Genomic DNA, 21,176 nt, shown 5'->3' with positions numbered 1-21,176 from the left:
GCCTCGGCGGACCCGCACGCGTCGGCCCGGCGCCGGTGCGCTGCTGCTCGCCTGCGCCGTCCTCGGCTGTACGGCCACGGCCTGTACCGGCGACGCCGGGGTGGCGGGGACGCCGGGCGCGGCCGGGGTGCGCGATCCGTACTTCCCGAAGCTCGGCAACGGCGGCTACGACGTCACCCACTACGACCTCCGCCTCGCCGTCGACCGCAAGGCCGAGCAGCTGACGGGCACGGCGACGATCACCGCCCGCGCCACCCAGGACCTGAGCGCCTTCCACCTGGACCTGGTCGGGCTCGACGTCACCGGGGCGACCGTCGAGGGGCGGCCCGCCGCCGTGAACCGGGCGGGCGGCGAGCTGGTCCTCCGCCCCGACGCGGAGGTCGCCGACCGCCTCCGCAGGGGCCGCACCTTCGAGACGGTCGTGCGCTACTCCGGCGCGCCCCGCACCCTGACGGACGCGGACGGCAGCCACGAGGGGTGGCTGCGGACGGCGGACGGGGCCGTCGCCCTCGGTGAGCCGGCGGGTGGGCCGGCCTGGTTCCCCGGCAACCACCACCCGAGCGACAAGGCCACCTACACCGTCGCGGTCACCGTCCCCGAGGGGCTGACGGCCGTGTCCAACGGCGAACTCGTCGCCCGGCGCGCCACCGAGGGCGCTTCGGGCGATCCCGCCCGCACCACGTACACCTGGCGCACCTCCGAACCCATGGCGAGCTATCTCGCGACGGTCGCGATCGGCCGGTTCGTCACGAAGGAGTCCCGCACCGACGAGGGTCTGGCGGTCCTCACCGCGGTGGACCCCGAGGTGGCGGCGGAGGCGGAGCCCGAACTCGCCCGGATTCCGCAGATCCTGGACTGGGAGGCGGAGCGGTTCGGGCCGTACCCGTTCCGTTCGGCGGGCGCGATCGTGGACCGGGCGGAGGACTCCGAGTACGCCCTGGAGACGCAGAGCCGGCCGTACTACCCCGGCCCGCCGACCACGGGGCTCCTCGTCCACGAGATGGCGCACCAGTGGTTCGGCGACTCGGTCACCCCGGCCACCTGGCGGGACATGTGGCTCAACGAGGGCTTCGCGACGTACGCGGAATGGCTCTGGAGCGAGGACCACGAGGACACCCCGGCCCGGGAGAGCTTCGAGGAGGCGTACGCCGACGACGCGAACTGGGCCTTCCCGCCCGCCGAGCCGCCGACCGCCGCCGACGTCTCGCAGCCGCCGGTGTACGGACGCGGCGCGATGGTCGTGCACCGGCTGCGGCTCGCGGTGGACGACGACGAGCGGTTCTTCGCACTGCTCAGGGGCTGGACCAGGGCCCACCGGCACGGCAACGCGTCGACGGCCGACTTCACGGCGTACGCGGAGAAGGCGACGGGCCTGGACCTGTCCCGGCTCTGGTCGGTCTGGCTGTACGGCGACGAGCGCCCGGCCGACCCGGCGAAACCGGACCTCCCGGCGCACTGACCTCCCGGCGCACTGACCTCCCGGCGCGCTGACCTCCCCGCGCGCCGGCAGCACACCGACCGGCGCGATCCGCCGGACCGAATCGCTCAGGGCCTCCGCCGCGTGTGCGGGGGAGGCCCTGAGCGTGGTGTACCCACTGCGCGGGTGGGCGCGGGTCGCGTCAGATGTTGACGCCGAAGTCCTGCGCGATGCCGCGCAGGCCCGAGGCGTAACCCTGGCCGACCGCGCGGAACTTCCACTCGGCGCCGTTGCGGTAGAGCTCGCCGAAGACCATGGCGGTCTCGGTGGCGGCGTCCTCGCTGAGGTCGTACCGGGCGATCTCGGTGCCGCCGGCCTGGTTGATGATGCGGATGAAGGCGTTCCGCACCTGGCCGAAGTTCTGGCTGCGGGACTCGGCGTCGTAGATGGAGACCGGGAAGACGATCTTGTCCACGTCTGCCGGCAGGCCCGCCAGGTTGACGTTGATCTGCTCGTCGTCGCCCTCGCCCTGGCCCGTGACGTTGTCACCGGTGTGGACGATGGTCTGGTCCGGCGTCGACTTGTTGTTGAAGAAGACGAAGTGGCCGTCGGAGACGACCTTGCCCGTCGGGTTCACCGCGATCGCCGAGGCGTCGAGGTCGAAGTCGGTGCCGGTGGTGGTGCGGACGTCCCAGCCGAGGCCGACCGTGACGGCGGTCAGGCCCGGTGCCTCCTTGGTGAGCGAGACGTTGCCGCCCTTGGACAGGCTTACTGCCATGGGAAGTCCCTTTCCTCGTCATGTGCGCGGGCTTCGTGCCCTCACGAAAGCTACCGTCACCCGTCATAACGCGAGGAGGAGGCCACGAGGTTCCAGGTCCCTTTACTTTCTTTGCCGAACTTTCGTCCCGGTACGTCCCCTCCGTCGCGCGCCCGGCCCCACCGGCCCGTACCGCGCCCGCCGCCCGCGGGTCCGCCCGCGGCCCGCTCCCGTCCGCGTCCCGTCAAAAGAAGGTGACGGACCGCCCGGACGCCGGGGAGACTGGGTGTCATGTCCGGGCCCTATGTCATCCGCGGTGCGGTCTCCCTGCCGGAGGCCGAGCTCATGTGGCGTTTCTCGCGGTCCTCCGGGCCCGGGGGGCAGCACGTCAACACCAGCGACACCCAGGTGGAGCTGCGCTTCGACCTCGCCGCCACCGAGGCGCTGCCCGAGGTCTGGAAGGAGCGCGCGCTGGAGCGGCTGGCGTCCCGGCTGACCGACGGGGTGGTGTCCGTACGCGCCTCCGAGCACCGCTCCCAGTGGCGCAACCGCGAGACGGCCGCCGTGCGGCTCGCGGCGCTGCTCGCGGAGGCGACGGCCCCGCCGCCGGCGCCCCGCCGGAAGCGCAAGATCCCGCGCGGCATCAACGAACGGCGGCTGCGGGAGAAGAAGCAGCGGAGCGACACCAAGCGGGGCCGCTCCGGCCGCGACTGGTGACGCGGACGGGCGCGTTCCCGGCCGCCGACGACCGTCGCGGGTGCCGGTTCAGGCCCCTCGGCCCAGCGTCCGGTAGTTCCCCTTGAAGTAGAGCAGCGGCTCGCCGCCGTCCGCCGTCGTCGGTACGTGCGCGGTGAGCACCCGTCCGATCACCAGGGTGTGGTCGCCCGCCAGGACCCGCTGTTCGGTCCGGCATTCCAGCGTGGCCAGCGCCCCGTTCACCAGCGGCGCCCCGGAGGCCTCACCGCGCACGTGCGGGATGTCCGCGAAGAGCAGCCGGTCGCTGATCCGGCCCTTCATCGAGAACCGGGACGCGATCTGCCGCTGCTCCGCCGCGAGGACGGAGACCGCCCAGAGCGGCTGCTCGGCCAGCAGGTCGTCCATGCGGGAGTCGTTGCGCAGGCTCACCAGCACCAGCGGCGGGTCGAGCGAGACGGAGAGGAACGCCGTCGCGGTCATCCCGGCCTCTTCGCCGCGCTCGTCCTCGGCGTCGGTCGGCTCTTCGGCGGTGACCAGCACCACGCCTGCGGCCAGCCGCGCGAGAGCGGCCCGGAACTCGTCGTTGCTCACCCCCTCAGCATGGGGGACGGCGTCGGGGCTCGGGGTGAGGGTCTTCGTCTGCGGCACACTCGCACGCTAGCCGCGGCCGGTGCGGGCCCGCATCGGGCCAGGGGACCAGTCGAGACCTAGGTCTCCGGGCCAAGAAGGTGCATAGCGCATATATCGGCGGAACCGGTGGTGCGCTTCCATGCCGCAGGTGCGTGCCCGCAGGCGCCGGGGGCGCGTGCCGGTCGTGCGTACGAGCGGCGAACACCGGCCCCGGGTGCGGGTGCGCCGGGCGTGCGCCGGAGTGGATGGGGCGCCATGCGGAACAAGCTGACGCGCTTTTACGTTGCGTTGTGACATGACTCACAGAGAGCGATATTTGTTGACCCTGTGTACCGGCCGCACAGCTCACTGTGATTCAGTGGCGAGAACACTGCGATAAGTACGTCGATATGACATCTGGAGTTGCTGTCGAGGTCTCGGGGAGAGCGAGCAATGGAGGCCGAGTCGGAGCCCTACGTCCGTCTTGCGACCATGCGGCAGCTGCACCAGGCCGTCGCTGATCTCAATTCGGCGCGCAGCCTTGCCGACACACTGCAGACCGTGGCGGACGGACTCGTCACCGGTCTCGGCTACGCGCTGGGCTGTGTGAATCTCGTCCAGCCGGACGGTGAGCTCGTCGTGGCCGCCTTCGCGGGCAACAACGCCGCGGAGGCGTTGATCACCGGGCGCACCGGTTCCCGCGACGCCTGGGAACGCCGGCTGACCATGGGGGAGGCCTGGGAGGACCTGCGGTTCATACCGCACACCGAGGGCTGGGTTCTCCTCGACGACGACGTGCCGCAGTGGCACACCGAGGGCCCCGAACCCCGCTTCGAGGACGAGTGGCACCCGCTGGACCGCCTCTACGCCCCGATGTACGCCAGCAACGGCCGGGACCGCGGGGACCGCGGGGACCGCGGGGACCACCGGGACCTGCTCGGGGTGCTCTCGGTGGACCGTCCCGGGAACGGCCGCCGCCCCGGCGCCTGGGGCCGCGAGGCCCTCCAGATGTACGCCTCGCAGGCCGCGATAGCGATAGGCAACGCCCGGCTCCGCGCCAACATGCAGCGTGCGCTGGTCCGCCTCGAACGCGAGCAGCAGGCGCTGCGGGCCAGCGAGGAGTCCTTCCGCCAGGCCTTCGAGTACGCCCCCAGCGGCATGGCCATCGCGGAGGTGGGCGGCGACCAGCACGGGCGGCTGCTCCGTACCAACGACGCGCTCTGCCGGCTGCTGGGCCGCCCGGCCTCGGTACTGCGCCGCCACTCCTTCGCCGATCTGGTCCACCCCGAGGACATCGGCACTCTGCTCCGTACGTCCGCCGAGGGCGGGCGGGCCGAACTGCGGCTCGGCCGCCGCGACGGCACGTACCTCTGGGTCTCGCTGCGCAACTCGGTGGTGGCGGACACCACGGACGGGCCGCGCTTCCTCCTCACGCACGTGGAGGACATAGAGGAGCGCAAGCGGCACGAGCTCAACCTCGCGCACCGCGCCTCGCACGACGCCCTCACCGGACTGCCCAACAGCGCGGAGCTCCGGTCCCGGCTCAGCGAGCGGCTCTGCGAGCGTCCGCACGCCACCGCGGCCACCGCGATCGAGGCGCTGGACGCCGCTTACGGCGACGTGGAGGCCCGGGGCCACGGATACGACCTCGATCCGGGGTCCGGCTCCCTCCCCTACGACCACCACGTCCACACGGTGGCGCCGGACCCGGAGCGCGACGACGGCGCGAAGGGGCTCGCGGTCCTCTTCTGCGACCTCGACGGCTTCAAGTCCATCAACGACCGCTTCGGCCACACCACGGGCGACGCGGTGCTGATCGAGGTGGCCCGCCGCCTCAGCACCTGTGTGCGGGACGGGGACACCGTCGCCCGCCTCGGGGGTGACGAATTCGTCGTGCTCGCGGACGGGCTCGGTGCGGCGGACGCCGCCGACCTGGCGGTACGCCTGCGGAACGCGATCATCCCGCCCATCCGTGTGGACGGCAGGGCGGTCCGGGTCGGTGCGAGTTTCGGCATCGGCTGGGCGGAGTGCGGGATGAGCGTGGAGGAGGTGCTGGCCTCGGCGGACCAGCGGATGTACGTCGAGAAGCGGTCCCGGGCGAAGGTTCACCGCAGGGCCGGTTGACGTTCATCCGGCGGTCCGGTGCCTGGCCCCGTACTGAGGGTGAGCAGGGGGCGGAGACCGTCGCACATTCGGCGGATGCTCCGTACGAGGTAGGCTCGCCCGGTCGGCGACGGCTGGCGACATGGTGAGGAGTGACCCAGGGATGACGGCCGGAAACAACGGCGAGAGCAAGCCCGAGGACGACGATCCGTTCGGCTATCTGTACGCGGACGGGCAGGCGGCGGGCGCCCAGCCGCCCGGTGGCGGCGGCTACGGCTACCCCGGGCCGGCGGCTCAGCGCGGCGTCCCCCGGACCTCCTACAACCAGGTGCGGGCCGTCGGCGAGCGTCAGTACGGGCAGGTCCCGCCGCAGCAGGCGTACGGCCAGCAGCAGCCCTACGGTCAGCAGCCCCCGCAGCAGTACGGTCAGCCCCAGCAGTCCTACGGCCAGCCGCAGCAGCAGCAGTACGGCCAGCAGCCCTACGGCCGGCCCACCGCCCAGTACGCGGCTCCCGAGACCTACCCCGGCGGTGCCACCGCCGTGACGGCGTCCGGTTCGGTCGGGCACGGCGGCGCCGGGCGCGCGGGCAACGGCGGCAGCGGTGGGAACGGCGGCCGTGGCGGCCCCAACACGAAGGCCATCCTCGCCGGCGCGATCGTGGTCGTCGCCGTCGTGCTGATCGGTATCGGCGTGGCCCTGACCACGGGCGACGGCGCCGACAAGGACGACAAGAAGAGCGAGGCCGCGTCCTCGGTGGCGCCCAGCGCCGACACCGAGAAGTCCGCCTCGCCCGAGCCCAGCGCCTCGGACGAGCCGGTCGAACTGCCGAAGCAGGACGCGGCGGCGCTCACCCTCGGTGGCACGGCCACCCTGGACAACACCGTCCCGGGCGCGAAGAGCGCCAGCGGCCAGTACATCAGCCTCAACGAGGTCGGCCGGTCGGCCACCTGGACGGTCGACGTGCCGAAGGCCGGTCCGTACACCCTGTACGTGACGTACGGCGTGCCCGGCAAGGACGCCAAGACGACCCTGACGGTCAACGCCGAGGCGCCCCGCTCCATCAACATGAAGAACTACGCGCAGGCGGCGGAGGGCGACGCGGCGAAGGGGTGGACGAACACCTACGCCTACGTCAACCTCACCAAGGGCTCCAACACCCTGAAGCTCTCCTGCGAGGTCGGCGACCTCTGCGACGCCAACCTGGACCAGCTCTCGCTGAAGGCCGGGCAGCAGCAGTAGGGATCGCGCGCGAGCCGCCGCGCCGGTGGGTCAGAGCGCCGAGGTGAGTGGTTCCACGCCTACGCGGGGCAGCAGCTCCGCATAGGCGTCCGCGTCGAACTCCCCGGCAGCCGGGGCCAGTACGGTCGCGGTGGAGAGCGCCACCGCACGGGCCAGCCGCTCCGGCCAGGCCAGCCCCTCGGCGAGCCCGGACAGCAGCCCGGCCACCGCCGAGTCGCCCGCCCCCGTCGGGTTTCCCCGGACGGCGGAGGGCGGCGTGGCGCGCCAGGTCCCCTCCTCGGTGGCGGCGACCAGGCCGTCCGCCCCGAGCGAGGCGACGACCGAGCGGGCACCGCGACGGCGGGCGTCGCGGGCGGCGCGCAGGGGCTCCCGGGAGCCGGTGAGGCGGGCGAGTTCGTCGGCGTTCGGCTTCGCGAAGTCGGGCCGTGCGGCCATGCCCCGGCGCAGCGGTTCCCCTCCGGTGTCCAGCAGCACGGGTATCCCGGCGGCGCGGGCGCGGCGGACGAGTTCCGCGTAGGCGCCGACGTGGATGCCCGGAGGCAGGCTGCCGCAGAGGGCCACGGCCGTGGCGCCGCCGAGCAGTTGCTCGTACGTGCGCAGCAGGGCGGCCCACTCGGCGGGTCCGACCTCGGGACCGGGTTCGTCGAGCCGGGTCGTGCGTCCGCTGGAGCGTTCGACGACGGTCACCGTGCGACGGGTTTCTCCGGCGACGGGGACGAGGGCGTCCTCGGGGCCCAGCGGGGCGAGCAGTTCGCGCACCAGTGCCCCGGTGCGGCCTCCGGCGAACCCCGTGACGACCGTGGGGTGTCCGAGCGCGGCGAGCACCCGGGCGACGTTGACGCCCTTGCCGCCGGGCCGTTCGACCATGTCGCTCACCCGGTGGCGGCTGTGCGGGACGAGATCGGCGACGGTGCAGGTCACGTCGAGTGCGGTGTTCAGCGTGACGGTCAGGATCACCTGGACTCGCCCCCGGTCCTTCTCTCTCGTTCGCCGGGCCGCTTGCCGGTCCCGCCTACTGGAATGTGGCGTTCCGGCGGCGGGACGTGCGGTGCCGAGGGAACGTCACGCCCGTGATCATGCCAAAGAGACGGCAAAGGGCCCAGAGGGTGTCCGGAGGGCGAGCAGCGGGCGGCCACCACCTCGCCCGCGAGGGAGCCGCGCGGCGCCGGTCCGGACAGGACGGCTGTGGATCGGCCGGCTGTGGATCGCCGCGGCCCCGCTCAGAGCCGCAGGTGCATGATGTGCAGCCCGACGTACCCGTCCTTCGGGTGGTGGAAGCCTTCCGGCAGGGTGCCTATGACCTCGAACCCCAGCGACTCGTAGAGCTTCACGGCGTGGGCGTTCGTCTCCACCACCGCGTTGAACTGCATGGCGCGGTAGCCCTGTTCACGCGCCCAGTCCACGGTGTACGCGCACAGTGCCCGCCCCACGCCCCGGCCCGAGTGCGCCGGGTCGACCATGTAGCTGGCGCTCGCGATGTGCGAGCCGTTGCCCTGGTGGTTGCGGTTCATCTTGGCGGTGCCGAGGACGGTGCCCGAGTCGTCCACGGCGACGACCGTGCGGCTCGGGTGCGTCAGCAGCCACCAGTCACGGCCCTGGTCCTGGTCGAGGTCGGCGGGGTAGGTGAAGGTCTCGCCGGCGGCGACGATCGCGTGGAAGAAGGGCCAGATGTCGGGCCAGTCCTTCTCGGTGGCTTCCCTGATCAACATGTGGACAGCGTGACCCACGGGAGCCGTGGCGACAATGCCTTTTCGCGAGGGGCGATTTCCGGTCATACAAGTGGGCTTGAGTGTTTCGGACCCTCCGTCAGTCCGCTTGTCCGGACCCCGTTGCGGGGGCCCGTCGCGGGTCCCCGTTCGGGACCCGCTCGGGCCCTCCCGTCCGGACCACCCCGTCCGGGCCCCCGGATCAGCTCCTCCGGTCAGGCCCCCGACCAGGACCCCGGCCATGCCCCCGGTCAGGCCCCCTTGGGCTCGACGATCCACTCGCCCTTGCGCATGACGCCCTTGAGGGCGAACTCCTCGTCCAGCACCACCAGGTCGGCGTCCTTGCCGGTCTCCAGCGAGCCGATCCGGTCGTACAGGCCCAGCAGCCGGGCGGGGTTGACGGAGATCGACCGGACGACGTCCTCGACCGGGATGCGGTCGATGGTCACGGCCCGCCGGAACGCGGTGTCCAGGGTGAGCGTGGACCCGGCGATCGAACCGCCCTCCACCAGCCGGGCGACGCCGTCCTTGACCTCGACCGCGAGCGGGCCGAGCTGGTACTGGCCGTCGCCGAAGCCGGCCGCGTCCATGGCGTCGGTGATCAGGGCGACCCGGGCGGCGCCCGCGTGGTGGTAGGCCATCTCCAGGGCCGCCGGGTGCAGATGGGTGCCGTCGTTGATCAGCTCGACGGTGATCCGCTCGTCCTCCAGCAGCGCCGCGATCGGGCCGGGGGTGCGGTGGCCGAGGGCGGGCATCGCGTTGTAGAGGTGGGTCGCGACGGTGGCGCCCGCGTCGATCGCCTCGACGGTCTGCTCGTAGGTGGCGTCGGTGTGGCCGATCGCCGCGATGACCCCCTGGTCGGCGAGGAGCCGTACCGAGTCGAGCCCGCCGGGCAGTTCGGTGGCGAGCGTCATCATCTTCGCCGTACCGCGCGCGGCCTTCAGCAGGGCGCCGACGGCGGCCGGGTCGGGGGCGCGGAGCAGGGACTCGCTGTGCGCACCCTTGCGACAGGGCGAGATGAACGGTCCCTCGAAGTGGATGCCCGCGATCTCGCCCTGTTCGGCCAGCTCGGAGAGGACCCCGGCCCAGCGGCCGAGGAAGTCCAGGCTGTCGGTCACGGTGGAGGCGACGACCGTGGTGGTGCCGTGCTCGCGGTGCGTCCGTACACCGGTCAGCACCTGGTCCACCGAGCCGGCGGTGAAGGACGCGCCGCCGCCGCCGTGGTTGTGCATGTCCACGAAGCCGGGGACGATCCAGTGCCCGGTCAGGTCCAGGGTCCGGGCGTCCTCGGGGGCCCCGTCGGCGATCCGTGTGCCCTCGACGGCCAACCGGCCGTTCTCCTCGGTGCCACCGGGCCGTACGACCCGGGCTCCGGTGAGAACCGTGCTGTCTGCGTGTCCGGCCATCAGACGGTTACCTCCGTGGCGAGTAGATCCCAGGCGAGCAGCCCCGCGCCCAGGCATCCGGCGGTGTCCCCGAGGGTCGCCGGAACGATGTGGGGCAGTGTCTGGAACGTGAGGCGTTCCTCGACGGCCGCACGCAGTGGTGTGAACAAGGTTTCCCCCGCCTCGGCGAGACCGCCACCGATGATGAGCGTGCGCGGGTCCAGCAGGGTGATCGCGGTGACCAGCCCGGCGGCCAGCGCGTCGACGGCGTCGGCCCAGACGCGCAGGGCGGTGGGATCGCCCGCGTCGACGGCCCGCGCGCAGTCCGCCGCGTCCTGCGAGGGGTCGCCGCAGGCGGCGGCCCAGGCGCGGGTGACCGCGGAGGCGGAGGCGAGCGTCTCCAGGCAGCCGCGCTGGCCGCAGCCGCACTCCGGGCCGTCCGGCCGGACCACGACGTGCCCGATCTCCCCGGCGCTGCCGTGCGCGCCGGCCTCGATGACCCCGTCGATGCCGATGGCCCCCGCTATGCCGGTGCCGAGGGCGACGAAGAGGAAGCGGTCGGCGCCGCGTCCGGCCCCGCTGCGGCCCTCGGCCAGCCCTCCGGTGCGGACGTCGTGGCCGAGCGCGACGGGGACGGAGCCGAGCCGTTCGCCGAGGAGGTCGCGCAGGGGCAGGTCGCGCCAGCCGAGGTTGGCGGCGTAGACCGCGATGCCCCGCTCGGTGTCGACGATGCCCGGAACGGCCACCCCGGCGGCCACCGCGGTCTCGCCGAAGTGCTTTTCGCCGTACGCGCGCAGGTCGGCGGCGAATCCGAGGATGGTCTCGACCACCGCCTCGGGGCCGCGCTCCCGTCCGGTGGCTCGTCGTTCCTCGTGCAGGAGGGTGCCGTCGGCTCCGACCAGCGCGGCCTTCATTCCCGTGCCGCCCACATCGAGGGCGATGACATGTCTCACGGGGGACAGTTTCGCCCGCCGATCTCAAAAGGTCTAGTCCACTATTCCGCTTTGTATCGTGTGCATACAAAAATCCGGGGGCGGCGGGGGCGCGCCGGTGGCACTGTCCGGGGCGCGCGTTAGGTTGGTCGGCATGACCGCCCCCGAGCACGGAAACGGAACCCCCGGCACTCCCGGACCCGACGCGACCGGCGCCGACGGGAGCGCGCGGACCGACGGGAGCGCCGGCAGCGACGAGAACGCGCGCACCGACGGGACGGGCGCGGACGCGGCCGGGACCGGCGCGCTCTCCGACCGCGACCGCGCGCTGCTGGCTCTGGAACGGCGGTCCTGGGCGGGCCCCGGCGCGAAGGAACGCGCCATCCGCGAGGAGCTGGGCCTCTCACCGGTCCGGTACTACCAGCTGGTGAACGCCCTCATCGAGGACCGCCGCGCCCTGGAGGAGGACCCCGTCACGGTCAACCGCCTGCGCCGTGTCCGGGCCGCCAAGCGGAACCGGCGCTGAGGGGCAGGAGCCCTGCGGCCCTCGGCTCCCGGCTCACCCGCACGAGCGACCCGCGCGGGGGTCGTCAGGGCGTCCCCCGTCCTTAGTACGGGCGCGTCCCGCGCCCGTACTAAGGACGGGGCCAGGGCCGTCCCGAGAGCCGCTCGATGTCGGTGTTGAACCGCTTGAGGTAGGCGGCGAACCTCTCCACGTCCTCAGCGGACCACTTCTCCAGCACGAGCCCGAGCCCGCTCGCGTTCTTGTCGCGCTCCACGTCGAGCCGCTGCGCGCCCTCCGGCGTGATCCGGAACTTGCGGGCCATGCCTCCCGACGGGTCCGGGATGCGTTCCACCAGTCCGGCCTGCATCGCGGCGGCGGTCTGCCGGTTGAGGGTGGACGAGTCGAGGCCGAAGGCGTCGCTCAGCTCCTTGATGGACATCGGCCCCTGTACGCGGATGCGGCTGAGCAGGACGTAGGCGCTCCGCTCCAGCACGTCGTCCTTGCGCCGCCCGTTGGCGGTGCGCAGGAAGATGTGGCGGCTGAGCAGCATCTGCTCGTACTCGACCTGCTGGATGGGGTCGTCCATGCTCGTGCTCCTTGCTGCTGTCCCGCGCACCCTCCCTCCGAGCCTACGGGGCGGGGGGAGGGCGTCGTCCGGGCGTGCGGGGTGCGGTCTCGGCAGGCCCGCCCCTGCCCCGCTACTGTCGGAGCATGGGCAGCCACCTGGACCACGTGCCGACTCCGACCACCGAAGCGGGCCGCGAAGGGCTCGCCGCACTGCTGGCCCGTCCGGGCAGGGCCGTGGTGGCGCTCGACTTCGACGGCACCCTCGCCGACATCGTGCCCGACCCCGAGCAGGCCAGGGCCCACGCCGACGTGCTGCCGGCGCTCGCCGCGCTCGCGCCGAAGATCGCCTCCGTGGTCGTGATCACCGGCCGCCCGGCGGCCGTCGCGGTCGCGCACGGCGGGTTCGCGGGGGTCCCCGGCCTGGAGCACCTGGTGGTCCTCGGCCATTACGGCGCCGAGCGCTGGGACGCGGTCTCCGGCGAGGTCGCCGCCCCGCCGCCGCACCCCGGTCTCGCGGCCGTCCGCGCGGAGCTGCCCGCCCTCCTCGACGGGCCCGAGGTGCTGAAGGGCGCCTGGGTGGAGGAGAAAGGACAGGCCGTCGCCGTCCACACCCGCCGCGCCACCGACCCGCAGGCCGCCTTCGAGCTGCTGCGCGAGCCCCTCGGCCGGCTCGCCGCGCGCCACGGACTGATCGTCGAGCCGGGCCGCCAGGTCCTGGAGCTGCGCCCGCCGGGGGTCGACAAGGGTGTCGCGCTCACCGGGTACGCGGCCGAGGTGGGGGCCGGGTCGGTGCTCTACGCGGGCGACGACCTCGGCGACATCGCCGCCTTCGCGGCCGTGGAGAAGCTGCGCTCGGGCGGTCCGGACCGGGTGCCGGGCCTGCTGGTCTGCAGCGGCGGCACCGAGGTCCCCGAGCTGGCTTCCCGCGCCGACCTGATCGTGCCGGGCCCGCAGCAGGTCGCGGCCCTGCTGGCGGCCGTGGCCGAGAGCATCTGAGCGTCGCCGGGACCTGGGGGTCTCACCCCTCCCGCAGCGCCTCCAGCTGCTGGAGGAACCAGGCCTGCGGCGGCAGCGCGGTCGCGGCCTCCGCGAGCCGCGCCGACCGCTCGGCACGCTCGGTCCCGTCCATGGTCAGTGCCTCGTGCAGGGCCTCGGCCGTGGCGCTCACGTCGTACGGGTTCACCACCAGCGCGTCGGCGCCCAGCTCCTCGTACGCCCCGGCCTCGCGGGAGAGCACCAGGGCCACCCCGTGGTCGGAGACGACCGGGACCTCCTTGGCGACCAGGTTCATGCCGTCCCGGATGGGGTTGACCAGCGCCACGTCGGCCAGCCGGTAGGCGGCCAGCGAGCGGGCGAAGTCGTCCCTCACGTGCAGGACGACCGGGGTCCAGGTGTCGGTGGCGTACGTCTTGTTGATCTCGTCGGCCAGCTCCTGGACGGCCGTCGTGTACGCGCGGTAGACCGCCAGGTCCTGGCGGGAGGGGTAGGCGAAGGCGACGTGGACGACGCGTTCGCGCCACTCGGGGTGGTTGTCGAGGAGGGTGCGGTAGGCGTGCAGCCCGCGCACGATGTTCTTGGACAGCTCGGTCCGGTCGACCCGGACGATCGTCTTCCGGCTGCCGTCGCCGCCGATCTGCTCGCGCAGCGCGGCCATCCGCTCGTCCACGTCCGGCTCGTGCGAGCGGGCGAGCAGGAAGTCGCCGTCCGCGCCGAGCCCGTGCACGCCGATGCGGGTGCCGCTGGTGCCGCCGAGGATCTCGGTGCAGCAGCCGATGAACGCGTCGGCCCAGCGGCGGGTGAGGAAGGCCGCCCGGTCGGCGCCGAGGATGCCGCGCAGCAGCTGTTCGCCGATGTCGTCGGGGAGCAGCCGGAAGTAGTCCACCGGCGCCCACGGGGTGTGCGAGAAGTGGCCGATGCGCAGGTCGGCGCGGAGCTCGCGGAGCATCCCGGGGACCAGCGCGAGGTGGTAGTCCTGCACGAGCACGGCGGCGCCCTCGCCCGCCTCCTCGGCCAGCGCCTCGGCGAAGGCCCGGTTGTACGTCTCGTACGCGGCCCACTGGCGCCGGAACTCGTCGTCGAAGACCGGCTCGACGGGGGTCTGGTAGAGCAGGTGGTGGACGAACCAGAGCACGGAGTTGGCGATGCCGTTGTACGCGTCGGCGTGCACGGAGGCGTCGATGTCGAGCATCCGGACGCCCTCTTCGCCGACCCCGCGCCGGACCGCCTCGCGGTCGCCGTCGCCGAGCGCGGCGCAGACCCACACCTTGTCGTCGACGGCGCTCAGTCCGGAGACGAGCCCGCCTCCGCCCCGGCGTGCGTCGAGGGAACCGTCTTCGTTCAGCGTGTACGACACGGGGCCGCGGTTGGACGCGACGAGGACCTGGGCGGCGTGCTCGGAGACCATGTAGCGGAACCTAGCCCGATACGTAACCCCCCAAACGTGTTCGAGGCCGGGCCGGGCCGGACGGCGCGGCTCGCGGTGTGCCCGGCGAGGGCAGCGCCGGGTCTGCCCGGCGAGGGGCCGGCCGGGTCAGGCGGCGCGTCTCGCGGTGTACTCGGCGATCTCCCGGACCGGCGGCCGTTCCTCGGTGTCCACCGCGTAGGTGTGTGGCCGGAAACCGTCCTCGTCGCGTTCGAACTGGGTGAGCACCGGGCGCACCAGATGCCCGCGGGAGAGCCGCAGCTGCGCGGTCCGGTAGATCGCGGCGGCCATCCGTCCCAGCGCCTGTCCGTCCTGGTGGCGGTGGCGGCGGACCCCGACGTCCACCTGGGCCAGGGCGTCGAGTCCCACGGTGCGCAGCGCGTCCACCAGGAGCCCCAGCTCCACCCCGTACCCGACGGGGAAGGCCAGCTGCTCCAGGAGCCCGCGCCGGACCGCGTACTCGCCGCCCAGGGGCTGGACGAAGCCGGCCAGTTTCGGCCAGTGCAGATTGAGCAGCGGGCGGGCGACCAATTCGGTGACGCGACCGCCCTGCGCGGGCGGACCGGCGGGTGCGTGGCCGTCCGACGTCTCCAGCGGCCGGTCGTACATCGCCTTGACGAACTGGATTCCCGGGTCGGTGAGCAGCGGGCCGACGATGCCGGAGACGAAGTCGGCGGAGAAGTCCTTGAGGTCGGCGTCGACGAAGCAGACGATCTCGCCGCTGGTCACGAAGAGCGACCGCCACAGCACCTCGCCCTTGCCGGGGACGGCGGGTATCCGGGGGAGGATCGAGTCGCGGTGCACCACGCGGGCTCCGGCCGCGCGGGCGACGGCGGAGGTGGCGTCGGTGGAGCCGGAGTCGATCACCACGAGCTCGTCGACGAGCGGGACCTTCTCCATCAGCTCGCCGCGGATGGTCCGGACGATGTCGCCGACCGTCGCCTCCTCGTTCAGCGCGGGCAGGACGACGCTCACGGAGGAGCCCCGCGGGTTCCGGCTCCTGGCGGCCAGGAGACGGTCCAGGGGGCGGTCGGAGGCTGCCCAGGAACGGCGGTTCAGCCAGCTGTCGACCTCTTCCAGCACGGGCGATACTCCCTGTATGTGATCCATCTCGCGGTTCGGACGACTACCTCAACCGTCGGGTGCTTCGGTTACAGTCTTGAACAACGCTCACTGCCTTCGCATGTCGGGGTCGGAGGGCGGACAAACGCCTGGATCGAACGGTCCAGTGCCATAGCGCTCATCCAGAGGGACTGAGGGAACGGCCCGTTGAAGTCCCGGCAACCCTCCCGCCGGCCGCGAGGCCACGGTGGGGAAGGTGCCAATTCCGTCTTGTGGCGAAATGCGTCGCAAGGAAGATGAGGAGAAAGGGCCTCCGCCATCATGGCTGTTCAGACCGTTGCAGCGCATTCCGGCACGTCCGTGGACCTCGGTCCCGCCGCCGCGCTTTCCTGCCGCGAGTGCGGCGAACGCTTCGAACTCGGTCCCATTTTCGCCTGCGCGTCCTGTTTCGGGCCGCTCGAAGTGGCGTACGACCTGCCGAGCGGCTCCCCGGAAGAGCTGAAGAAGCGCATCGAGGCCGGCCCGGACAACATCTGGCGCTACGCGCCGCTGCTGCCGGTGCCCGCCGACGTCGCCGACAAGCCCAACATGAACCCCGGCTTCACCAAGCTGGTCAAGGCCGACAACCTCGCCCGCGAACTGGGCGTCACCGGCGCCCTGTACGTCAAGGACGACTCCGGCAACCCGACGCACTCCTTCAAGGACCGCGTCGTCGCGATCGCCGTCGAGGCCGCCCGCGCCTTCGGCTTCACCACCCTCTCCTGCTCCTCCACCGGCAACCTCGCCGGCGCGGTCGGTGCCGCCGCCGCGCGGGCCGGCTTCCGCTCCTGCGTGTTCATCCCGCACGACCTGGAAGAGGGCAAGGTCGTCATGGCCGCGGTGTACGGCGGCGAGCTCGTCGGCATCGACGGCAACTACGACGACGTGAACCGCTTCTGCTCCGAGCTCATCGGCGACCCGCTGGGCGAGGGCTGGGGCTTCGTCAACGTCAACCTCCGCCCGTACTACGGCGAGGGCTCGAAGACGCTCGCGTACGAGATCTGCGAGCAGCTCGGCTGGCAGCTCCCGGACCAGCTGGTCATCCCGATCGCGTCCGGCTCCCAGCTCACCAAGATCGACAAGGGGCTGCAGGAGCTGATCAAGCTCGGTCTCGTCGAGGACAAGCCGTACAAGATCTTCGGCGCGCAGGCCGAGGGGTGCTCCCCGGTCTCCACCGCCTTCAAGGCCGGCCACGACGTGGTCCGCCCGCAGAAGCCGAACACGATCGCCAAGTCGCTCGCGATCGGCAACCCGGCCGACGGCCCGTACGTCCTGGACATCGCCCGCCGCACCGGTGGCGCGGTGGAGGACGTCGACGACGAGCAGGTCGTCGACGCGATCAAGCTGCTCGCCCGCACCGAGGGCATCTTCGCCGAGACCGCGGGCGGTGTGACCGTCGGCGTGACGCGGAAGCTGATCGAGTCCGGCCTGCTCGACCCGGCCCTGACCACCGTCGTCCTGAACACCGGCGACGGCCTGAAGACCCTGGACGCCGTCTCTCCGACGACCGGCCTGTCGGCGACCATCCGCCCGAGCCTGGACGCGTTCCGCGACGCGGGCCTCGCGGCCCACTGACCACCCGAGAACCGAGGAAGGCAATCCCCATGAGCGTCAAGGTCCGCATCCCCACCATCCTGCGCACGTACACCGGCGGCCAGGCCGAGGTCTCGGCCGAGGGCACCGTCCTCTCCGAGGTCATCGAGTCCCTGGAGAAGGACCACCCGGGCATCGCCGCGCGTGTCCTGGACGACCAGGGCAAGCTGCGCCGCTTCGTCAACGTGTACGTCAACGACGACGACGTCCGCTTCGAGGGCGGCCTCCAGGCGGCCACGCCGGACGGCGCCGGCGTCTCGATCATTCCCGCCGTCGCGGGCGGCTGCTGACCCGACGGCCGGTCCCGGGTCCCGCCGCGCGGCGGGACCCCGACAGCCGTTCCGCAGCGCACCGTTGCCCCCTTCGCGTACGACGCGGAGGGGGCAATTCCGTAGGGTTGAGCGCGGTACAGTTGGGGAAGCCCCCTTGGCCGTCCGCGCCGGGCGGGTGCGAGATCGCGCCGCCGCGCGACAAGAAGCAGCCAAAGTCCGGAAGCCCTCTGTGCCTTAAGTGGCCTTTGTCTGGCCCGACTTGCCCAAAATTCTCAACAAATCCTCATGTTCGGGCGTTCCGCCGCGACCAGAATTCTCGTCCGATTGACCTGTTGCAGAGGGCAGTTGGGCAGATACATTCGGCCGCGGTCGACGCGTTCCGGCGCACGCACCCTCTCCTGTCGGAGGGTGAGTTCTGACCCGGGTCCGCGAAGTGCGGTCCTGTGCAGGGGCCAGAAATAGGGGAGTTAGGCATGGCTCAGGGCACCGTCAAGTGGTTCAACGCGGAGAAGGGGTACGGCTTCATCGCGGTCGACGGTGGTGCGGATGTTTTCGTCCACTACAGCGCGATCCAGATGGACGGGTACCGCACCCTCGAAGAGGGTCAGCGAGTTGAATTCGAGATCTCGCAGGGCCAGAAGGGGCCGCAGGCGGACATGGTCAAGCTCGCCGTGGGCTGAGATCGGACGCGGTCGGCAACGACACTTCTCACGCACGCAGGGCCCGTCCCCGGCAGGGGTACGGGCCCTGCGTGCGTGCGCGTTCCGCGTGCCGGGAAGGGTCCGCGGAGGCCCGGAGGCCGGCCGGTGAGTGCCTGCGGTTCGCCCCGAGGCGTGCCCGGAGCTTGTCCCCAGGACGAGGAGGACGCTTGCACTCGCAGGGGTCGAGTGCTAATCATTGGCGTTAGCACTCTCCAGGTGAGAGTGACAGAACTTGGACCGGGCCGGTGAGGCCCGCAGGCGCGGCGGGGCAAGGAACCGCCGGGCACGCAGGCCGTCCGTCGCGGGCGCCTCTCGGTCCGGAGCAATCCACCCCTGTCCGGGAGGACCACTTCACATGGCCAAGATCATCGCGTTCGACGAGGAGGCACGGCGCGGTCTCGAGCGCGGGATGAACCAGCTCGCCGACGCCGTCAAGGTCACCCTCGGCCCCAAGGGCCGTAACGTCGTCCTCGAGAAGAAGTGGGGCGCGCCCACGATCACCAACGATGGTGTTTCCATCGCCAAGGAGATCGAGCTCGAGGACCCGTACGAGAAGATCGGTGCGGAGCTGGTCAAGGAGGTCGCCAAGAAGACGGACGACGTCGCCGGCGACGGTACGACCACCGCCACCGTTCTCGCCCAGGCGCTCGTCCGCGAGGGTCTGCGCAACGTCGCCGCCGGTGCCAACCCGATGGCCCTCAAGCGGGGCATCGAGAAGGCCGTCGAGGCCGTCTCCGCCGCTCTGCTGGAGCAGGCCAAGGACGTGGAGACCAAGGAGCAGATCGCTTCGACCGCCTCCATCTCCGCCGCCGACACCGAGATCGGCGCCAAGATCGCCGAGGCGATGGACAAGGTCGGCAAGGAAGGCGTCATCACCGTCGAGGAGTCCCAGACCTTCGGTCTGGAGCTGGAGCTCACCGAGGGTATGCGCTTCGACAAGGGCTACATCTCGGCGTACTTCGCGACCGACATGGAGCGTATGGAGACGTCCTTCGACGACCCGTACATCCTCATCGTCAACTCGAAGATCTCCAACGTGAAGGACCTCCTTCCGCTGCTGGAGAAGGTCATGCAGTCGGGCAAGCCGCTGCTGATCATCGCCGAGGACGTCGAGGGCGAGGCCCTGTCGACCCTGGTCGTCAACAAGATCCGTGGCACCTTCAAGTCCGTCGCCGTCAAGGCCCCGGGCTTCGGTGACCGCCGCAAGGCCATGCTCGGTGACATCGCCATCCTCACCGGTGGCACCGTCATCTCCGAGGAGGTCGGCCTCAAGCTGGAGAACGCGGGTCTCGACCTGCTGGGCTCCGCGCGCAAGGTCGTCATCACCAAGGACGAGACGACGATCGTCGACGGCGCCGGCGAGAGCGACCAGGTTCAGGGTCGCGTCAACCAGATCCGTGCCGAGATCGAGAACTCCGACTCGGACTACGACCGCGAGAAGCTCCAGGAGCGTCTGGCGAAGCTGGCCGGCGGCGTGGCCGTCATCAAGGCCGGTGCCGCCACCGAGGTCGAGCTCAAGGAGCGCAAGCACCGCATCGAGGACGCGGTGCGCAACGCCAAGGCCGCCGTCGAGGAGGGCATCGTCGCCGGTGGTGGCGTGGCTCTGCTCCAGGCGTCCGCCGTCTTCGAGAAGCTCGACCTGACGGGCGACGAGGCCACCGGCGCCAACGCCGTCAAGCTCGCGCTGGAGGCCCCGCTCAAGCAGATCGCCGTCAACGGTGGTCTCGAGGGTGGCGTCGTCGTGGAGAAGGTCCGCAACCTGCCGATCGGCCACGGCCTCAACGCCGCGACCGGCGAGTACGTCGACATGATCGCCGAGGGCATTCTCGACCCGGCGAAGGTCACGCGCTCCGCTCTGCAGAACGCCGCCTCCATCGCCGCGCTCTTCCTCACCACCGAGGCCGTCATCGCCGAGAAGCCCGAGAAGGCCGGCGCGGCTGCCCCGGGTGGCATGCCGGGCGGTGACATGGACTTCTGATCCCCTCCAGGGATCGGTGGTTCCACCCCCGCAGCGTCCAGCTGTGGCTTCGGCCCCCGGGATTCGTTCCCGGGGGCCGAAGTGTTTCCGCGCCCGGCCCGGCTGCCCGGCCGGTCGGGCCGGGCGCCCCTCCCGGGCCGACGGCCGGGCGGGGCCCCTTCCGGGCTGACGGTCGGGCCGGGCGCCCCCCCGAGACGGTCCGGTCAGGCCCGGCGGCCCGAGTGGTACGCCTCGATGGCGTCCCGCTGGTACGCGGCGAGGCCCGGTGCGACGGCCTCGTAGGCCGCGCGCCACTGCGGGTTCTCCACACAGGAGCGCCCGATCGCGAGGTGCTCCTCGGCGGTGACGGGCCGCAGCCCGGTCACCGCCCGGTACTGCGCGTCCACGTGCTCCTGCACGGGCGCCGAGTCGGCGGACAGGCCCGCGGCCAGGAACTCGGCGAGCCGGATCATCTGGCGTTCGTTCACGTGCCGATCGTTCACGTGCCGCCTGCTCGCGTGCCGTCCGTCTGCCTACCGGGAGCTGGGAACGAATCCTCGGTACGGGGGCCGATTCGCCTTGCCCCGTACGGGCCGGGTTTTTCCGGGCCTGAGAAGGACGGTAGAAGCTGCCGCAGCGGCAACCGCAAGCCCGTGCGGCGTTCTTCTGCCGGGGCGCGCCGCGGCCCGGGTCCGTGGAGGGCGGGGCTGGGGGAGAGGGCTGTGGGCGGCGCCGCTACTCCGCGTCCAGCGCCGACAGATGGCGGGTGAAGTCGTCCACGAGCCGCCCCAGCAGGCGCCCCAGCTCCCGCCGGTCCCGGTCGGACCAGCCGGCGAGCGCTCCGCCGAACCAGCCGAGGATGGTCCGCATGTAGCGTTCGGCGCCCGCCGCGCCCTCGGGCGTCGGCTCGATGAGCCGGGCGCGCTGGTCGTCGGGGTCGGTGACGCGGCGGACCAGTCCGCGCTTCTCCAGCCCGTTGACCTGCCGGGTGACGTGGGGCCCGACCACCTGCATGCGCGCCGCGATCTCGCCGATGCGCAGCGGGGTCCCGGCCATGTGCAGGGTGACCAGGACGGACATCGACGGCCGCTCCAGGGCGAGTCCGGCGGTCTCCATGGCGTGCTCGGGCAGCCGCCCCTTGGTGAGCGTGTTGCTGAGCTGAGCCATGCGCGGAAGCATCTCGGCGACGAGATCGAACGCCGCGTCGGAACCG

At 72.0% G+C, this 21,176-nt stretch carries 20 protein-coding genes, 1 pseudogene and 1 riboswitch; of the genes and pseudogenes, 10 read left to right on the top strand and 11 right to left on the bottom strand.

All coding sequences use genetic code 11. The features are described from left to right. Nucleotides 1–40: 40 nt before the first annotated feature. Nucleotides 41–1,459, top strand: coding sequence for a M1 family metallopeptidase (locus ACFWEE_RS02855; RefSeq protein ID WP_386885833.1), 1,419 nt, complete (start codon nt 41–43; stop codon nt 1,457–1,459). A 160-nt stretch (nt 1,460–1,619) separates the two neighbouring features. On the opposite strand, the gene ACFWEE_RS02850 is transcribed toward ACFWEE_RS02855, so the two are convergent. Then, entirely contained in the window at nt 1,620–2,195 is a 576-nt protein-coding gene (locus ACFWEE_RS02850) for a TerD family protein (RefSeq protein WP_386885759.1), read from the bottom strand. A gap of 270 nt (nt 2,196–2,465) precedes the next feature. On the opposite strand from ACFWEE_RS02850, the gene arfB reads away from it, so the two are divergent. Further along, complete coding sequence (gene arfB / locus ACFWEE_RS02845; protein ID WP_386885758.1) at nt 2,466–2,891, top strand: alternative ribosome rescue aminoacyl-tRNA hydrolase ArfB; 426 nt, start codon at nt 2,466–2,468, stop codon at nt 2,889–2,891. A gap of 48 nt (nt 2,892–2,939) precedes the next feature. Here arfB and ACFWEE_RS02840 read toward each other — a convergent pair whose 3' ends face one another. Next, nucleotides 2,940–3,461: a flavin reductase family protein gene (locus ACFWEE_RS02840; protein ID WP_386885831.1), complete on the bottom strand. Its 522-nt coding sequence runs from the start codon at nt 3,459–3,461 to the stop codon at nt 2,940–2,942. A gap of 471 nt (nt 3,462–3,932) precedes the next feature. Here ACFWEE_RS02840 and cdgB point away from each other — a divergent pair, with 471 nt between their 5' ends. Then, the gene (cdgB, locus tag ACFWEE_RS02835; protein ID WP_386885757.1) at nt 3,933–5,603 is read left to right on the top strand and encodes a diguanylate cyclase CdgB; all 1,671 of its coding nucleotides are present in this window, start codon (nt 3,933–3,935) and stop codon (nt 5,601–5,603) included. Between the two features lie 142 nt (nt 5,604–5,745). Then, a complete protein-coding gene (locus ACFWEE_RS02830; RefSeq protein WP_386885755.1) occupies nt 5,746–6,822 on the top strand; it encodes a carbohydrate-binding protein in 1,077 nt (358 codons plus the stop codon). A gap of 30 nt (nt 6,823–6,852) precedes the next feature. Here ACFWEE_RS02830 and ACFWEE_RS02825 read toward each other — a convergent pair whose 3' ends face one another. The 4 genes from ACFWEE_RS02825 to ACFWEE_RS02810 all read right to left on the bottom strand — a co-directional run bounded on the left by ACFWEE_RS02825 (nt 6,853) and on the right by ACFWEE_RS02810 (nt 10,866). Beyond that, entirely contained in the window at nt 6,853–7,779 is a 927-nt protein-coding gene (locus ACFWEE_RS02825) for a 1-phosphofructokinase family hexose kinase (RefSeq protein WP_386885753.1), read from the bottom strand. Nucleotides 7,780–8,042: 263 nt separating this feature from the next. Further along, nucleotides 8,043–8,531 carry a GNAT family N-acetyltransferase gene (locus tag ACFWEE_RS02820; RefSeq protein WP_386885752.1) on the bottom strand — a complete coding sequence of 163 codons (489 nt, stop codon included), beginning with the start codon at nt 8,529–8,531 and terminating at the stop codon, nt 8,043–8,045. A 248-nt stretch (nt 8,532–8,779) separates the two neighbouring features. Then, complete coding sequence (gene nagA / locus ACFWEE_RS02815) at nt 8,780–9,934, bottom strand: N-acetylglucosamine-6-phosphate deacetylase (RefSeq protein WP_386885750.1); 1,155 nt, start codon at nt 9,932–9,934, stop codon at nt 8,780–8,782. Next, on the bottom strand, nt 9,934–10,866 hold the full coding sequence (locus ACFWEE_RS02810) for an ROK family protein (RefSeq protein WP_386885748.1): 933 nt from the start codon (nt 10,864–10,866) through the stop codon (nt 9,934–9,936). Before ACFWEE_RS02810 ends, nagA begins: the two co-directional genes overlap by 1 nt. A 133-nt stretch (nt 10,867–10,999) precedes the next feature. Between ACFWEE_RS02810 and ACFWEE_RS02805 the strand changes: the two genes are divergently transcribed. After that, nucleotides 11,000–11,371 carry a DUF3263 domain-containing protein gene (locus ACFWEE_RS02805; RefSeq protein WP_386885746.1) on the top strand — a complete coding sequence of 124 codons (372 nt, stop codon included), beginning with the start codon at nt 11,000–11,002 and terminating at the stop codon, nt 11,369–11,371. Nucleotides 11,372–11,480: 109 nt separating this feature from the next. Here ACFWEE_RS02805 and ACFWEE_RS02800 read toward each other — a convergent pair whose 3' ends face one another. Further along, the gene (locus ACFWEE_RS02800) at nt 11,481–11,936 is read right to left on the bottom strand and encodes a MarR family winged helix-turn-helix transcriptional regulator (RefSeq protein WP_386885744.1); all 456 of its coding nucleotides are present in this window, start codon (nt 11,934–11,936) and stop codon (nt 11,481–11,483) included. Between the two features lie 125 nt (nt 11,937–12,061). Here ACFWEE_RS02800 and otsB point away from each other — a divergent pair, with 125 nt between their 5' ends. Further along, entirely contained in the window at nt 12,062–12,913 is an 852-nt protein-coding gene (otsB, locus tag ACFWEE_RS02795) for a trehalose-phosphatase (protein ID WP_386885742.1), read from the top strand. A gap of 22 nt (nt 12,914–12,935) precedes the next feature. Here the strand turns inward: otsB and ACFWEE_RS02790 are convergent, their stop codons facing one another. Both ACFWEE_RS02790 and ACFWEE_RS02785 read right to left on the bottom strand, forming a co-directional pair. Further along, nucleotides 12,936–14,321, bottom strand: coding sequence for a trehalose-6-phosphate synthase (locus ACFWEE_RS02790; RefSeq protein WP_386885741.1), 1,386 nt, complete (start codon nt 14,319–14,321; stop codon nt 12,936–12,938). 126 nt (nt 14,322–14,447) lie between these two features. Beyond that, the gene (locus ACFWEE_RS02785; protein WP_386885739.1) at nt 14,448–15,422 is read right to left on the bottom strand and encodes a glucosyl-3-phosphoglycerate synthase; all 975 of its coding nucleotides are present in this window, start codon (nt 15,420–15,422) and stop codon (nt 14,448–14,450) included. Nucleotides 15,423–15,576: 154 nt separating this feature from the next. Next, nucleotides 15,577–15,704: riboswitch (SAM riboswitch) on the top strand. An 18-nt stretch (nt 15,705–15,722) separates the two neighbouring features. Here ACFWEE_RS02785 and thrC point away from each other — a divergent pair. The 4 genes from thrC to groL all read left to right on the top strand — a co-directional run bounded on the left by thrC (nt 15,723) and on the right by groL (nt 19,984). After that, nucleotides 15,723–17,015: a threonine synthase gene (thrC, locus tag ACFWEE_RS02780; RefSeq protein ID WP_386885737.1), complete on the top strand. Its 1,293-nt coding sequence runs from the start codon at nt 15,723–15,725 to the stop codon at nt 17,013–17,015. Nucleotides 17,016–17,044: 29 nt separating this feature from the next. Continuing rightward, nucleotides 17,045–17,323 (top strand): MoaD/ThiS family protein, encoded by a 279-nt coding sequence (locus tag ACFWEE_RS02775; RefSeq protein ID WP_266705881.1) that lies wholly within the window; start codon nt 17,045–17,047, stop codon nt 17,321–17,323. A gap of 455 nt (nt 17,324–17,778) precedes the next feature. Further along, on the top strand, nt 17,779–17,985 hold the full coding sequence (locus ACFWEE_RS02770) for a cold-shock protein (protein ID WP_003967346.1): 207 nt from the start codon (nt 17,779–17,781) through the stop codon (nt 17,983–17,985). Nucleotides 17,986–18,361: 376 nt separating this feature from the next. Then, on the top strand, nt 18,362–19,984 hold the full coding sequence (gene groL / locus ACFWEE_RS02765) for a chaperonin GroEL (protein ID WP_386885735.1): 1,623 nt from the start codon (nt 18,362–18,364) through the stop codon (nt 19,982–19,984). A 203-nt stretch (nt 19,985–20,187) separates the two neighbouring features. Here the strand turns inward: groL and ACFWEE_RS02760 are convergent. Together ACFWEE_RS02760 and ACFWEE_RS02755 are read right to left on the bottom strand one after the other, a co-directional pair. Continuing rightward, nucleotides 20,188–20,458: pseudogene (locus ACFWEE_RS02760) on the bottom strand (TipAS antibiotic-recognition domain-containing protein); the annotation flags it as partial. A gap of 240 nt (nt 20,459–20,698) precedes the next feature. Further along, entirely contained in the window at nt 20,699–21,142 is a 444-nt protein-coding gene (locus ACFWEE_RS02755) for a MarR family winged helix-turn-helix transcriptional regulator (RefSeq protein ID WP_386885829.1), read from the bottom strand. Between the last annotated feature and the right edge of the window lie 34 nt (nt 21,143–21,176).

The sequence above is a fragment of the Streptomyces sp. NPDC060184 genome, assembly GCF_042728795.1.
GTDB lineage: Bacteria > Actinomycetota > Actinomycetes > Streptomycetales > Streptomycetaceae > Streptomyces.
Note: the sequence above shows the minus strand (reverse complement) of the source record. Positions and strands in the feature narration are given on the sequence as shown.